Origin of the sequence: Alkalibacterium subtropicum (assembly GCF_900112455.1) — a bacterium.
GTDB classification, from domain to species: domain Bacteria; phylum Bacillota; class Bacilli; order Lactobacillales; family Carnobacteriaceae_A; genus Alkalibacterium; species Alkalibacterium subtropicum.
In genome coordinates, this window is record NZ_FOLT01000003.1 from 141523 (window position 1) to 155569 (window position 14047).

The 14047-nt window shown below is 47.5% G+C and carries 11 protein-coding genes; 1 reads left to right on the top strand and 10 read right to left on the bottom strand.

Features of this window, described 5'->3' with window-relative positions:
• Positions 1–278: 278 nt before the first annotated feature.
• The 6 genes from BM049_RS04180 to gnd form a co-directional block, all read right to left on the bottom strand.
• Positions 279–1283 carry a LacI family DNA-binding transcriptional regulator gene (locus BM049_RS04180; protein WP_091528907.1) on the bottom strand — a complete coding sequence of 335 codons (1005 nt, stop codon included), beginning with the start codon at positions 1281–1283 and terminating at the stop codon, positions 279–281.
• Positions 1284–1345: 62 nt separating this feature from the next.
• Positions 1346–1990, bottom strand: coding sequence for a YesL family protein (locus tag BM049_RS04185; RefSeq protein WP_091528909.1), 645 nt, complete (start codon positions 1988–1990; stop codon positions 1346–1348).
• Between the two features lie 914 nt (positions 1991–2904).
• Complete coding sequence (locus BM049_RS04190) at positions 2905–3819, bottom strand: phosphotransferase family protein (protein WP_091528910.1); 915 nt, start codon at positions 3817–3819, stop codon at positions 2905–2907.
• A 191-nt stretch (positions 3820–4010) separates the two neighbouring features.
• Positions 4011–5543, bottom strand: a complete 1533-nt coding sequence (gntK, locus tag BM049_RS04195; protein WP_091528912.1) for a gluconokinase — start codon at positions 5541–5543, stop codon at positions 4011–4013.
• 81 nt (positions 5544–5624) lie between these two features.
• Positions 5625–6968 (bottom strand): GntP family permease, encoded by a 1344-nt coding sequence (locus BM049_RS04200; protein ID WP_091528913.1) that lies wholly within the window; start codon positions 6966–6968, stop codon positions 5625–5627.
• A 124-nt stretch (positions 6969–7092) separates the two neighbouring features.
• Positions 7093–7992: a phosphogluconate dehydrogenase (NAD(+)-dependent, decarboxylating) gene (gene gnd, locus BM049_RS04205; RefSeq protein WP_091528915.1), complete on the bottom strand. Its 900-nt coding sequence runs from the start codon at positions 7990–7992 to the stop codon at positions 7093–7095.
• A 141-nt stretch (positions 7993–8133) separates the two neighbouring features.
• On the opposite strand from gnd, the gene BM049_RS04210 reads away from it, so the two are divergent.
• Positions 8134–8994 carry a MurR/RpiR family transcriptional regulator gene (locus tag BM049_RS04210; protein WP_091528917.1) on the top strand — a complete coding sequence of 287 codons (861 nt, stop codon included), beginning with the start codon at positions 8134–8136 and terminating at the stop codon, positions 8992–8994.
• 95 nt (positions 8995–9089) lie between these two features.
• Here the strand turns inward: BM049_RS04210 and BM049_RS04215 are convergent, their stop codons facing one another.
• From BM049_RS04215 to BM049_RS04230, 4 genes are all read right to left on the bottom strand, one after another.
• Complete coding sequence (locus BM049_RS04215) at positions 9090–10334, bottom strand: CinA family nicotinamide mononucleotide deamidase-related protein (RefSeq protein ID WP_091528919.1); 1245 nt, start codon at positions 10332–10334, stop codon at positions 9090–9092.
• Positions 10335–10508: 174 nt separating this feature from the next.
• Positions 10509–11264, bottom strand: a complete 756-nt coding sequence (map, locus tag BM049_RS04220) for a type I methionyl aminopeptidase (protein ID WP_091528921.1) — start codon at positions 11262–11264, stop codon at positions 10509–10511.
• 611 nt (positions 11265–11875) lie between these two features.
• Complete coding sequence (locus BM049_RS04225; protein WP_091528922.1) at positions 11876–12790, bottom strand: nuclease-related domain-containing protein; 915 nt, start codon at positions 12788–12790, stop codon at positions 11876–11878.
• Positions 12791–13330: 540 nt separating this feature from the next.
• Positions 13331–13951 carry a hypothetical protein gene (locus BM049_RS04230; RefSeq protein ID WP_091528924.1) on the bottom strand — a complete coding sequence of 207 codons (621 nt, stop codon included), beginning with the start codon at positions 13949–13951 and terminating at the stop codon, positions 13331–13333.
• Between the last annotated feature and the right edge of the window lie 96 nt (positions 13952–14047).

Sequence of the window (14047 nt, forward strand, 5' to 3'; positions counted from 1 at the left end):
GTTTTCCTCCTAAATTTGGGTTGTTGATGTGTTGCTGATTGATATAAGTAGTGATGATAGAACTGCTGCAGGCAAGCGTTTTGAGTTCGTTAATTAGACTAACGATCATTAAGCGCTTAACCTAATGAATAAATAAAAAAGTAATGCAATTTCGACTGTTCTTTCTTTTTGTAACGCTTACAATCTCTTTATTCTATTCATTTCCCCCTTTATTTCATTGAAAATCTTTTCCACCTTGCCTTAAGCGCTTAACAATTAAATATAAAATGGTACCTTGCTTAAGCAAGGCGATGTACCGAATCTCTTTTGATCAATGATACAGGCACCATTTTTTTATCCACATTTTGAGTTGAACCTTGTGTGTTGATTTTGTCGAGCAGGATGATTGCAGCCTGCTGTCCGATCAGTCCTTTATCCTGACGAATCGTCGTCAGTGCCGGATCGACATGCTTTGCAAGTTTGATATCATCAAACCCTACAAAAGAAATGTCTTCAGGAACTCTGAGTCCCCATTCTTTCGTGACTTTCATGGCTGCAATAGCCATAACATCACCGGCAACATAAACCGCTGTCGGTCTGTCATTTAAAGAAAGCAAACGGATCATGGCCTCTCGACCACCAGCGTGCGAATAAAATCCGCCATCGACCAGATATTCCTCTCTGACGGGCAATCCTTGTTCGCGCATGGCTTTTTTAAAGCCTTTCGCCCGTTCAATACCCGCGAAGGTCGTCTGTTCACCCATGATATGAGCGATTTTAGTGTGACCGTTTTCAACCAGATGATTGACTGCCAGCTTGCTGCCGGTCAGATTGTCACTGTAAACCGTTCCCGGTTCGTTCGTCGGTCTGTCGATGTACACTGTCGGGATCGCATGGTTAAGCTTCCCGATTTCATCTTCACCATGCGACTGGACAATGACGATACCGTCGACACCCCGGTGAAGCAGGTGTTTGTATGTCTCCTGGCCGAGTCCCATGTGTCTTGAGACAAAAAGCAAATCATAATTGTATAACTCTGCGTGCTTTTTGAACCCTTCGATCACCTGGCTGAAGAATGGATGGGCGATCCCGATTCCGAGATTTTCACCGAATACCACCCCGATCATCCAGGATTTGTTTGTCGCAAGTGTCCGAGCAGAAGAATTGGGTGTGTAATGCAGTTCTTCAACTGCGTCCAAGATCTTTTGTTTCGCTTTTTCACTTACCTTTTTGTTGTTCAAGGCTTTGGATACCGTTGCGATCGAGTACCCCGCATGTTCAGCGATGTCATAAATTGTAACCATCTTGTTCTTCTCCAATCGAAAGCGCTTTACATGTGTAACTATATCGTAATATGAAATCGATGTCAATAACTATTTGAAACTTTTTTTCTTTTTATTCTTCTGAATGTTTTTGACATGATCCATTGTGTGGCGATTGCATAAAACGAAACGGAGTAGAACATGATCAAGGCCGGTACGTAAGCATAGATCAGGATGCCGATCAGAAACGCGTGCACGATCATGATGCCTGCGACGGGTGAAATAAGCGTCAGCCAGAATGCATCACTCAGGCTCTTCATTACTGACTCACCAAACTCAAAATAGAGGCCTAGCGTGAATGTCGCGACGATGATTACTAAAGCGCTTAATATCAGCAGGGACGGCAAGACGACTAGCTGGATGAATGTGTTCTGCGGCAACGCCTGGATGACTCTTATATCGACGTAGATAAAGAGTGTCGCAGCAGTCAACAGCCAGAAATAGCGGTTCCCTTCTTTAAAGTGCTCTTTAAATTCCTTCTTGAATTTCGTGAACACGTGTGACAGATCGCCCTGATTCATTTTCTTTTTGACCAGTGCATTGACAGCGAACGTCGCCGGTCCAGCACCGAAGATGATGCCTCCCATGAGTGTGAAACCCAGCCACAATAAATTGAGAAAGGCCAGCGTAGCGATCCAGTCGAATCCTTTCATGAAGAGGTTTAAAGATCCACCCTCTGCATTGTCCATTTGATCACTCCTTTCTGTTGACTGACATCTTTGAGCTGAGGATCATCCCGCGTGTTTCCGCTTTCCCCTCTCTCAAAGCTGTCAGTTGAATTCATGAGTCATTTTAATGGTTATTATAAAAAAGTGCAACGGTTATATTGAATTTTGTGTAATCGTTTACCTAAATATGACAACTTTATGACACACTTATTTGCCGTGAAGACGGGATTTGACGTCTTGACCTATACGAAACCATATGATCATCACAAAATTTTTTCAAAGGGGATCAGTCTCGCCTTGAAGCGAGACTGCACAGCTTTACAGTGATTTTCTCGGGTGACCAGTCTTGCTTCAGCGATTCTCAGCCAACTTGAACATCCATAAAAAGAAGCTTTATTGTACTATACCCGCCGCGGGCGGGTATACACATCATGAAGAGCAGTTTTCTCTGGTGGTTCGGTTTATTCACTGACGTACAGGTTCATGGAAAGACCGAACAGTAGAAGGATCAGTCTTTCCGCAATGAGATATAAACTGAATAAGCCGAAATATGTTATGGTTTGGCTTATTCAAATTCTCTGCTTGGGCGGTGGCACCGAAGAGCTTCGTCTTCAGGGTGTACACCGTTCACGGTAGTTGGAATAGACCGAATCTCCTCAAAGTTCGGCTTATACATTCACAGGAAACTTCAGAACAGGCCGAACGAGTCACTCTTCGGCTTAACCAGATAGTTTAATCCTTTGAATGAACCGAACCTTGAACCAAACCCACCCGAAAGCATCGATTCAACCTTTTTGCTGCCGTCGAGCATAGGCACCGGCAGCGTATATGCTCAGCTCATGAGTCCTCCCTATGCGGTTCTTTGTTTCTTTACTTCCTGTACAGTGATCATACGAAATGCCTTCTTGATCTATAGGATCGTTTGGTGCATGACTTTACCGGTCGGCTCCGGGCATCAACGCCTGTACCAGAAAGGCATCCATCCGGTCACGTATGGTCTGCGGGGTCACATCAGTCCGGCCAAATATTTCCCAGCCGGCGTAAACGACGGGGGATTCTTCGGAAAAGACATTCAAAAGAGCTTCCAGATCCCAGTAGTGGTCGTACTTCTTGATGCCGCTGTGCTTCAAGTACTGAATCAAAAAGGCATCGGCTGCATCCACGCCTTCGAGCATCGCCAGATTCCAGCGGCAGTGAGCCACGTCGACTTCCCTCGGGCCCATGCAGGCATTCGGCCAGTCGATCACGCCGTTGACAGTCGTTCCTTTGAATAAGACATTCGTCGGATGGAAATCGCGGTGGATGAAAATTTTCTCAGACTCGGGCTGAGGCGTATTCTTTACATGACTGAACGCTTTTCTCCATAGCTGCGGCTGACTTGACCAGGCTGCTCTGACCGTTTTTTCTAGGTCAAAGTAGCGGAAATAGCTGTGTTTAACGTGTGCTTTATTATTATGTAAGGCTGCGAGAGTTTTGGCCAGTTCATCCAGCCACTCTGCCATATTTTCCGGCTGAAGCATGACCTTCCCTTCTATATGACTCATTACGACCGTCGGATGGGTCGTCACCTTGGCATACGGATCTGCTGCAAGCAGAATCGGTGCAGTGACTGGTGATTTTTGAGCTGTTTTAAGGTTCAACGCTTCCTGTTCTGCGATCCCCGGTTCCAGTGCCAGCCACTCCTTATCAGTGTATTCTCTCAGAACGACCTTTATAAATCGAGCGTTCTCCTCCCTTATCGTTATCAGCCACAACCGACTCGACGTCCCACCCAAAAGCGGTTCACTATTGACTACTTTTATATCTAATGTTCCCTCCAGCCACTGACGGGTCTCAGGGGAAAGTTTCATTTTGAACGCCTCCTTTATAAGACGATGATCGATCACTCGCGATCATTATTCATATAGTTTAACACGCTTCTGCACGATAATCTCTTATGACATTATTGTTTTACCTAGCTTAATGTTTTAAAACAAAAAACACTGAACGAGCCGCCGTCTTTCCTCCGGGCCACTCATTCAGTGTGAGACTTTAATATCTTTTACTTATACTTCTGCTGGAAGCCGGTGATGGCGTCATATTCCTGCTCGAATAATCGGCTCAGCCGGATGTAAAGCGGCATCAGTTCTTCATAGACAGCCACTTCTTCTGCTTCCGGCTCGGTGATTTCTTTGGTTTCCACCATATGTCTGACTTCCGTCAGGTCAACGATCTCACCAATGGCATATTTGCCTAAGACGGCCGCTCCCAGACAGGCCCCTTCTACTGTCTGCGGGACATGCACTTCCTGGTCGAAGATGTTGGCCATCATCTGGCGCCACACGGCAGACTTCGCAAAGCCGCCCGTCGCATGGATCCGATCCGGTATCCCGATCACTTCTTCCAGAGCCAATAGGACCATATACAGGTTCATGTTGATCCCTTCAAGGACGGCACGCATCATGTGCTCGCGTTTGTGGTGAATCGCCAGGCCGAAGAAAGACCCTCTGGCATTGGCATTCCAGGATGGTGCCCGTTCACCCGAGAGATAGGGATGGAAGACCAAACCGTTCGCACCTGCACGGATCTTTGCGATCTTATCCGTAATGAGATCGTAGGGATCCTTTCCCTGTGCTTTCGCTTCGCTGACTTCTTCAGCACACAGTTCATCCCGCAGCCAGCGCAGGATCATGCCGCCATTATTGACCGGTCCGCCGATGACCCAGTGCTTTTCAGTCAGGGCATAGCAGAAGATGCGGCCTTTCGGATCCGATACGGGTTTATCCGTGACCGTACGCAAAGCCCCGCTGGTCCCGATCGTCACAGCGACGACCCCGTTTTCGATGGCATTCACACCCAGATTGGCCAGGCAGCCGTCGTTGGCACCGATTACGACTTTCATATCGGGATGGATACCCATGCGCTCAGCCAGTTCCGGATCCATATCCGTAAACACGGCCGTGGTCGGCACAAGTTCAGATAACCGGTCCCTGGTCACACCGGCAGTTTCCAGGGCTTCCTTGTCCCAGTCCAGTTCATACATATTGAAAAGACCTGTTGCGGAGGCGATGGAGTGATCCACCACATACTTATTGAAAAAGTGGTAAAAGACGTACTCTTTGATCCCGATAAACCGGCTGGCTTTGCTGAATATTTCCGGTTCTTCCGCTTTCAGCCACATCAGCTTCGTCAAAGGAGACATCGGATGGATGGGCGTGCCGGTCTTCTCGTAAATGGCCGTGCCATTGGTTTCTTTCAGCTGTCTGGCATAGGGTTCTGCGCGCTGATCCGCCCAGGTGATGGACTTGGTCAACGGCTTCCCTTCTGCATCCACAGCGATCAGGCTGTGCATCGCGGCACTGAACGACAGGACCGTGATGTCTTCCCTGTCGACTCCAGAATTTTCCATGACGTTCTGGATGGCTGTCACAACGGCTTCCACGATCTCATCCGGATCCTGTTCTGCCGCTTTGGGTTCCGGTGTCAGCAAGGGATATTCCACTGTCGCCTGATAGACGATGTCCCCCTCTGATGTGAATAATACCGCTTTGGTGCTCGTTGTCCCTATATCTGCACCGATCGAATACTGCTTCATTTCATGACCCCTCTCTGTACTTGAATCTAAAGAAGAAGCCTCTCCTGGAGAAGCTTCTTCTGTTTTGCTGATCCTTACGTCTTACATAAAGAATACGCCTAACAGCATCGCCATGGCAAGCCCGGTAAAGCCGATGATGGTCTCCATGACTGTCCAGCTTTTCAGTGTGTCTTTTTCATCCAGGCCGAAGTAGCGTGAAACCAGCCAGAAGCCGGAATCGTTGACGTGTGAGAAGGCGGTTGCTCCGCCGGCGATGGCAATAACGATCAGGGCCAGGCCGGGTCCTTCAACACCCAATGACGGTAATACAGGCGCCATCAATCCGGCCGCCGTGACCATGGATACGGTCGCTGAACCTTGAGCGATACGGATGGCAGAAGCCAGAACGAAGGCTAAAAGGATCGGTGGCAGTGGTGAAGCGGCCATTTGCTCCCCTAATACCTGTGCCACGCCTGAATCGATCAGGACTTGTTTGAATACACCACCGGCACCGGTCACAAGGATAATGATCCCGACAGGTTCCAGTGATTTGGTGGCGATGTCCTGCACTTCTCTACGGGTATAGCCGCGTTTCGTCCCTAATACAGTAAAGGTGACGAGCGTAGCCAGCAGCAGAGCGACGATCGGATGTCCGATAAAGGTCGAGATACTGCGGATGATGCTGTCTTCTGCAAATAGAACAGTTGATAGGGTATTAAACAGGATCAGGGCTAAAGGCAGCAGGATGATCGAGGCGATCATGCCGAAACTTGGCAGTTCTTTGTCCCATTCTTTATCTTCCAAATTCATGTATTCAGGGATACCGATCTTGATCCGTTTTGATATCCATTTACCAAAGACTGGTCCAGCCAGGATCATTGACGGGATACCGGCGATGAAACCGAACAGGATGACCCAGCCTAAGTCAGCGCCGACGAGATCTGCGACAGCGATCGGACCGGGGGTTGGCGGGATGTATGAGTGCGTGACGGCCAGTCCGGCTAGAAGCGGGATACCATAGTATAGCAGTGAACGGCCTGTTTTTCTCTGCAGGCCATAAACGATCGGCACCAGAATGATGAAGCCGACATCGAAGAATACCGGGATAGCGACCAGGAAGCCGGCGATGCCTAAGGCCCACTGCGCTTTGTCTTCACCGAATCGGCTCAATAGACTGCTTGCGAGCCGTTCGACACCGCCTGAAATCTCAAGCATCTTACCGAACATGGCCCCAAGACCCACGACGATGGCGACAAAACCGAGAGTCCCGCCCATCCCGCTGATGACAGAGTCGATGACCCCGTTAAGCGGCATGCCCGTTGCGACACCGACGATCAAACTTGTTAACAGCAGTGCCACGAAGGCATGCATTTTGAATGCGATGACCAGGAATAACAAAACGGCGATCCCAGCCAGCGCCATGAAAATCAATAGTGTTCCATCCATTATAATTCCTCCAATTTAAATGTAATGATATAGTGATCGTTCGATCTTAAATGTATTGATCTTTTAAATTGTTCGACCTTCAATGTAGTGATACATGAATGGCTCGATCCTAAATGTATTTATGTCAATCGTTCAATTCTACTGAATGGCCGCCGAACTGATTACGCAGCGAAGCAACCACTTTCCCGCTGAACGTATCAGACTCCAGTGAGCGGTTCCGCATCATCAGTGACAAGGCAATGACCGGGGCAGCTGCCTCCAGTTCCATCGCTGTCTCGACGGTCCATTTCCCTTCGCCGGATGCATGAACGATCCCTTTGATCTCTTTCAGTTTCGGATCGTCTGCGAAGGCATATTCCATGAGTTCCATCAGCCAGGAACGAATGACCGACCCGTTGTTCCATACTCTAGCGACTTCTTCGTGGTCGTAGTCAAAGGCACTTTTTTCGAGGATATCGAAGCCTTCCCCGATTGCCTGCATCATGCCGTACTCCACGCCATTGTGGACCATCTTGAGGAAATGTCCGCTGCCGGATTTCCCGGTGTATAAGTACCCTTTGTCGACTGAGATGTCCTGGAAAACCTTTTCGATTTCTGCGACGACCTCCCTGTCACCGCCGACCATCGTACAGGCGCCTTCTCTGGCCCCTTCCATACCGCCGCTCGTGCCCACATCGACATAATGGATGCCAGACTCTTTCAGCCTTTCATAGCGTCTCATCGTGTCTTTATATAATGCATTCCCGCCGTCCATCAGAATATCCCCGGCAGAAAGCAGCGGCGTGATATCGTTTACAAGACTTTCCGTGATGTCTCCAGCCGGGACCATCATCCAGATGATTTTCCTTTCCGGCAAGTGATCCACGACCTCTTTTAGTGACGCGGCTCCTGTGGCACCCTTCCTTTCTGCTTCAGCAATCAGTGCCTCGTCGATATCGTACGCGACAACGTCATGATCGTGATCCAGCAAATTCAGTACCAGGTTCATGCCCATTTTTCCTAACCCACAAATCGCTAATTTCATTTTTCATCCTCCTTTATGAAATATTTTTCTATGGTGTAAGTATACAAAAGAATTTTATTCCATGCAAGCCTTTTCAAGAAAAATATTTCTTTTTTCTGTTTTTTACTTTATACTGGAAAAAACGACCTGAGAGGTGAGTGTATGAATCAGTCTTTCCAGAATAAAAATACTCAGATGCGCATCCGATCTATCTACTCTACTTTGAGCGACAAGGAACGTCTCATGGCGGATTTCATCCTGGAACATCCGGAAAAAATCATCCACGGGACGATCAACGAGATCGCTGAAGAATTGAACCTGGCCGACTCTACCGTCTTCCGCTTCACAAAGAAGCTCAGTTATAAAGGCTTTCAGGATCTGAAGATCTCTCTGGCCACAGAGTCGGTGAACGCGATGAAAGACGTGCATGAGAAGGTGTCTAAAAGTGATGATGAAAAAACGATCCTGGAAAAGGTCTTTTGTTCCAATATCAAGACCCTGCAGGATACGCTGGAAGTGATCGATGATATCGCTTTCGCCCGGGCCGTCGACACGATCCTGCATGCCAACAAGATCGAACTGTTCGGGTTCGGTGGTTCGAACGTCATTGCGATGGATGGTTACCACAAATTCATCCGGACCGGTCTGACCGTCAGCGCTCAGACCGACTCCCATATGCAGCTGATCTCGGCGTCCCAGTTAACAGAAGGCGATGTCGCTGTCTTGATCTCGCATACGGGGCATTCCAAAGATATCCTGGAGATCCTGGAGACCGTCAAAGAGCAGCAGGTTGCGACCATCTGCATCACCGGCTTCACCCAGTCCCCGCTCAGTCAGGGATCAGATATTTCTCTTTATACCTTGTCAGAAGAAACCGATTTCCGCTCGGAAGCGCTGGCCTCCCGCATCGCCCAGCTGAGCATTTTAGATGCGTTGTACGTGAATGTCATGGCCTCGCTGGATGACAAAGGGCAGGCTTCTCTGCAGCATGTCAGAAAAGCGATCCAGAAGAAACGCCTGTAAAGTTTTTAGATATTGGAAAAGGCTTGAATCTCAAGGGATTCAAGCCTTTTTTGTCGGTTCGATGATGCTGCGGAAAAATATTTTTTTAGTGTAAACTAGTTGACGGTGTCTTTCAAGAAAGCCAGTGCCTCATTTTTGAGCAGGTCTCTCAGTACCGCCTGCGGTTTTTCCGGCAGCGGAAACTGCTTCATTTTGACCGGTTTCCCTTTTATGAAGACGGCGATATAGCCAGTGCCGGACAATAGCTGGCCGGATGTGTTGGGCGTGATTTCAGCTGTGACGCTCAAGCCGATAGCAGTCTGGAATGTTTCCGCACATTGTTCAGCTGTCATTTTGGCCGCATCTGCTGCTGAAGCGTCAGACAGGTCCTCGAGACCGAGCTGGCTTTCTGTCATCTTGTCGTTCAGGGAGACCAGTCCACCTTCGAACACGGCAGACACGCCGGCCACACGTGTGAGCGAACTCATGACCAGCCCTGAAGTGAAGCCTTCTAAAATGCTCAAGGTCAGGTTCTTTTTTTTCAGCCGGTCGACGACATAGGTTTCGATCGTCTGGTCTTCCCCGTAGCCGATGAAGTGTTTGGAAAGGATCTCTTGGATCTCCTCCGCTGCTTTCTGGTTCATTCGGGCCGCTGTTTCGGCATCTTTGGCACTGGCAGTGAGGCGGATCGTGATGTGACGCGGCTTGGCGTACATGGCGATCGTGGGATTCGTCTGATTTTCGATTTTATCATTCAGAAGCGTCGCCACTTTCGACTCGCCGATCCCGTTGAAATTCATAAAGAGGGATTCAATGACGCCTTCGTCCTGTATGATTTCCTGAAGATAGGGTTTCACCTTGTTTTTCAGCATATGCGCCATTTCGTAAGGGACGCCCGGAAGCAGAAGGATGTGCTGCTTCGTTTCTTTATTTGTCTCCCGTACATAGGCGGATCCGCAGGCGAGCCCAGCCTCATTGAGCAGGGTCTGTCCGTGCTTGAATGTCAGGGCTTCGCGGTAGACTTTTTCGTCCGGTTCTGTGCCGCGCTTTTTGAACACGCCCTTTATGATATCCAGCTGTTTCTCATCTAAAACCAGCTCGTCGCCTAAAACATCGGCAGCGACTTGTTTAGTGATGTCGTCCTGCGTCGGCCCCAGTCCTCCTGTCAGGATGATGATATCGGACCGCTTTGATGCCAGTTCCAGCGCATCGCGCAGGCGGTCCGGGTTGTCCCCTACAGTCTGCTGGTAATAGGTCCCGAGGCCGAGGGTCAAGAGTTCCCGGGCGATCCTTCCGGCATTGGTGTCCACCACATAGCCCATTAGGAGCTCGGTGCCGACTGAAATGATTTCTGTTTTCATAGCTGCTCTCCTCTACAAAGTGTTTCTTCTCTCCTTCATTGTATCAGAAGTGAGGAGCTAAACGAATGCGTCCGGACTCTATTCTGCTTTTCGGGACAAACGTACCGTGATTTTTTTCGAAAAAAGAAGTGCGCGGCTGCGCACTTCTTCTGTATTCTATTTCATTGGGTCGGACTATTCGCCTTCCTGTTTCGTCAGGATCCGCGGACCGTCTTTGGTGATCGCAATGGTGTGTTCGTACTGACAGCTGAGTCCGCCGTCTTTGGTTCGGGCTGTCCAGCCGTTGCTGTCCATTTTTGAGCGCCATGTGCCGGTATTCACCATCGGTTCGATCGTGATGACGAGGCCTTCTTTCAGGCGTGAACCTTTGCCGGCTTGACCGTAATGCGGCACACTGGGTGCTTCGTGCAGGGTCGGGCCGATACCATGTCCGATAAATTCGCGGACGACCGCAAAGCCTTCTGCTTCAACATACGTCTGGATCGCATGACCGATGTCACCGATACGGTTACCCAGTTTGGCCGCTTCGATGCCTTTATATAAGGCTTCTCTCGTGACGTCCATCAGTTTCTTAAGTTCCGGCGTCGGTTCGCCGACACTGTAGCTCCAGCATGAATCGGCTAAAGCGCCGTTCAAATTGACGACCATATCCACTTTGATCAGATCGCCCTGCTTCAGGACGTCTTCACGCGGGAAGCCGTGGCAGATCTCGTCGTTGACGCTGACACATGTCGAGTACTCGTAGCCTTCAAAGCCTTTCTGCTCCGCTGTCGCGCCGTATTTTTCCATCAGTTCTTCTACGTATTTTTCGATAGCCATGCCGGTAATGCCCGGTTTGATAAAATCGCGCAGATGCTCATGGATCTTAGCCAGCACGTCACCGGCTTTGTCCATCGCTTCGATTTCGCGAGGTGATTTCAAGGTGATCACAAAACATTCTCCTTCACTATTCATTTCCCTTACTATTATAGCGAAAACCCCGGCTTTTAAAAACCTTTTTCTTGAAAAGAGTGATGTCAAGGATGAGCATACGCGCTGACGGCGCGTATGGACCGCCATTGAGGGTTGTGGGTTTGTGGGTTTGATGGTATTGGAAGAATATATTGAGGTCCGGCTTATTGGCGTTATTAGATCCAGTCGTATAGACCGAAGTTCAATGAATTCGGTCTATACGACTGTAATCCATTTATGAACACGCCGAAGTTTAGGTAGGTTCGGTCTATTCAAATCCAGGAGAATCATGTATGAGCTGAAGATGACTCAGTTCGGTCCAACCAGTGAAACAGAATTTTTGAATAAGCCGAAGCTTCATCTCCTTCGGCTTATTGAGTGTAACTACCATTATGAAAAGACCGAACATTAGAATGTTCGGTCTTTTCACGATCCTTTTCAAGATGAATAAACTGAAACTATCGCAGAACTGCTTTTTTATTATATTCATACGCGCTGAAAGCGTGTATGTTCAACTCTAAAAACTTATAATGTCGAAACTGGCCAGCCAGTTTCATCTTATTGAAATAACGAAAGCTACTAATCATGCTTTATACGTAATACACGTTGCTCGTCTTTCCTCTTTTTTCATACTGTTCAATCAGAACTGTCCTTACTTTCCTGTGATAGATTCTTCCTCCGCACCACTGATGGATCTTTTTCACTGTTACTTTTTCATTAGGAAAAAGGAGTATGAATTCACTAATATGCGCCTCTAAGAGTTTATCGATTGTCATACTCAACGTACAGCGACTGCAATACGCCCGGCGTTTAGTCAATTTAATTGAAGCACTGCTACATTTCGTGCAATATAGTTCTCGTTTCAAATCACCGATCTGATAATCAGGTAGATATTTCTGATAAGGCACTTCCTCTCTATGTTCCTGCATTAATTTATTTGCCAAGTAACGGTGTTCTTTTGATAAGGTAAAGCTCTGTTGACTTATTCCTTTCAGGTATGTTTCTATCTGGTTTGGAAGAATAAAGGGATCCGATGGTTTTGCTAAATATAAAGAAAATGAGGGATTGATGAATACAACCGACGACTTCACATTGAGACCTAAACCAAATTCTTTGATCATTTCTTTCATCAAGGCTTTTGACCGATTGATCTGACCAACAGGACTAACGATCTCCTGCCCCGTCACTGTCAGAAGTTGACCGGAAGTAAACTGATACTTTCCCTTATAATTCTTTATTTCATGAATATATAGGGTATCGGAAGTAATGAGGATACTGTCTACCTGAAAACTGTTTCCGCCACTGACCAGGAGTAAATCATTTAGTACAAGACAATCTGTTTTCAGATACTTTTTGACTAAAGAGTCAAAAAGTTCCTCTCCATCATACCCTTTTTCAAGATTCAGCAGATAATTCTTGTCTGACTCCGATAGATTCATACGTTTGTCCAATGCCTGAAGCCCTAATAGTAGTTTAGACTTATTTCTCTCTTTTAATATCAACATTAGTTGATCACCTCCACTCTTAAATATTTACAAAAGAATGAAAAAATCACGAAATTAGTTTTTTTCAGCTTATTCAGATCAAATTAATGTCACGACTAAACCGAACTTTTGTAACTTCGGTTTATACAAGCTAGTCTATAGCGTTGAACAGGCTGAATTTATAACAGGTTCGGTCTATTCAGATTCGAGCAAGTACCGTATACGCTGAATACGGAGCTGTTCAGTCTGTACAAAGGCATGCTAGAAATAAATGAGCCGAAGTAGGACCTACTTCGGCTCATTCTACATAACTATTTCCATGATCAGACCGAACTTTCATATCTTCGGTTTTTATGTTCAAGTTTTACATTTGAATAAGCCGAACCGGCTGAAAAACCGTAAAACCGCTCTCTATAATGCCCATACGCGCCAAAAAGCGCGTATGTTCCGTCTGAACCTCTTGTAATGTTGAAACTGGCCAGGCCAGTTTCGTCCTCCCTGAACCCAAAACAAAAAAGAAGCCTTCGACCGGGGTCGAAGGCTTTCCATATGATAATAAGGTTATTCGTTGTCGTCGATGAATTCGAGGGTGTAGCCCTGGGTCTCGAAAAAGGTTTCGATGGCGTCGCGGCGGCGGGTGTTTTCTGGGATCATCACGATCATGTCTTCGGTCGTCTGATACCCGTCAAAAACCGGCAGACTGTCTGAATGTATGCCGATGGGTTCCTCAGAATCTTCCGGCTGGAAATAGTCGTCTTCGGACATACCGTTGACTCTATAGGTCATCATGCTGTCCTGCGCCGCATATTCCACTGAGTCCATTTCGTTCATGAGTATCACATCATATTCGCCTGCAGAGAACTGTGCCAGGAAACGTTCGACCGATCGGCCATGAGGGGTAAAGGTTGCATAAGCTGTTTCTTTGCGTCCCTCCGGCTGCATCAGTTCATTCAGTGCCTCCGTCAGCTGCTGCTCTTCTTCATAGTCGACTTCTGATGCCAGAACACCAAGGTGAAAGATCGTGACCGGTCGATTTATCCAGTCGACAAGCAAATAACCCGCAAAGAATAACCCTGACACCGCGATAATCACGTGCCAGCGATAATATCCCCACAGGTAATCCGCTTTTTCTTTTGGTGTATCGTTTGACTGCAGTATTTCTCTCACTTTCGTTTTTGCCATAAAAGACCGTCCTCTTGATTGATTTTTCTTCGCTCATTATCAAAATTTGTCGTGTTCGTTGAATCTTTATCTTAACTATTTTCCTCTCCTATTCTA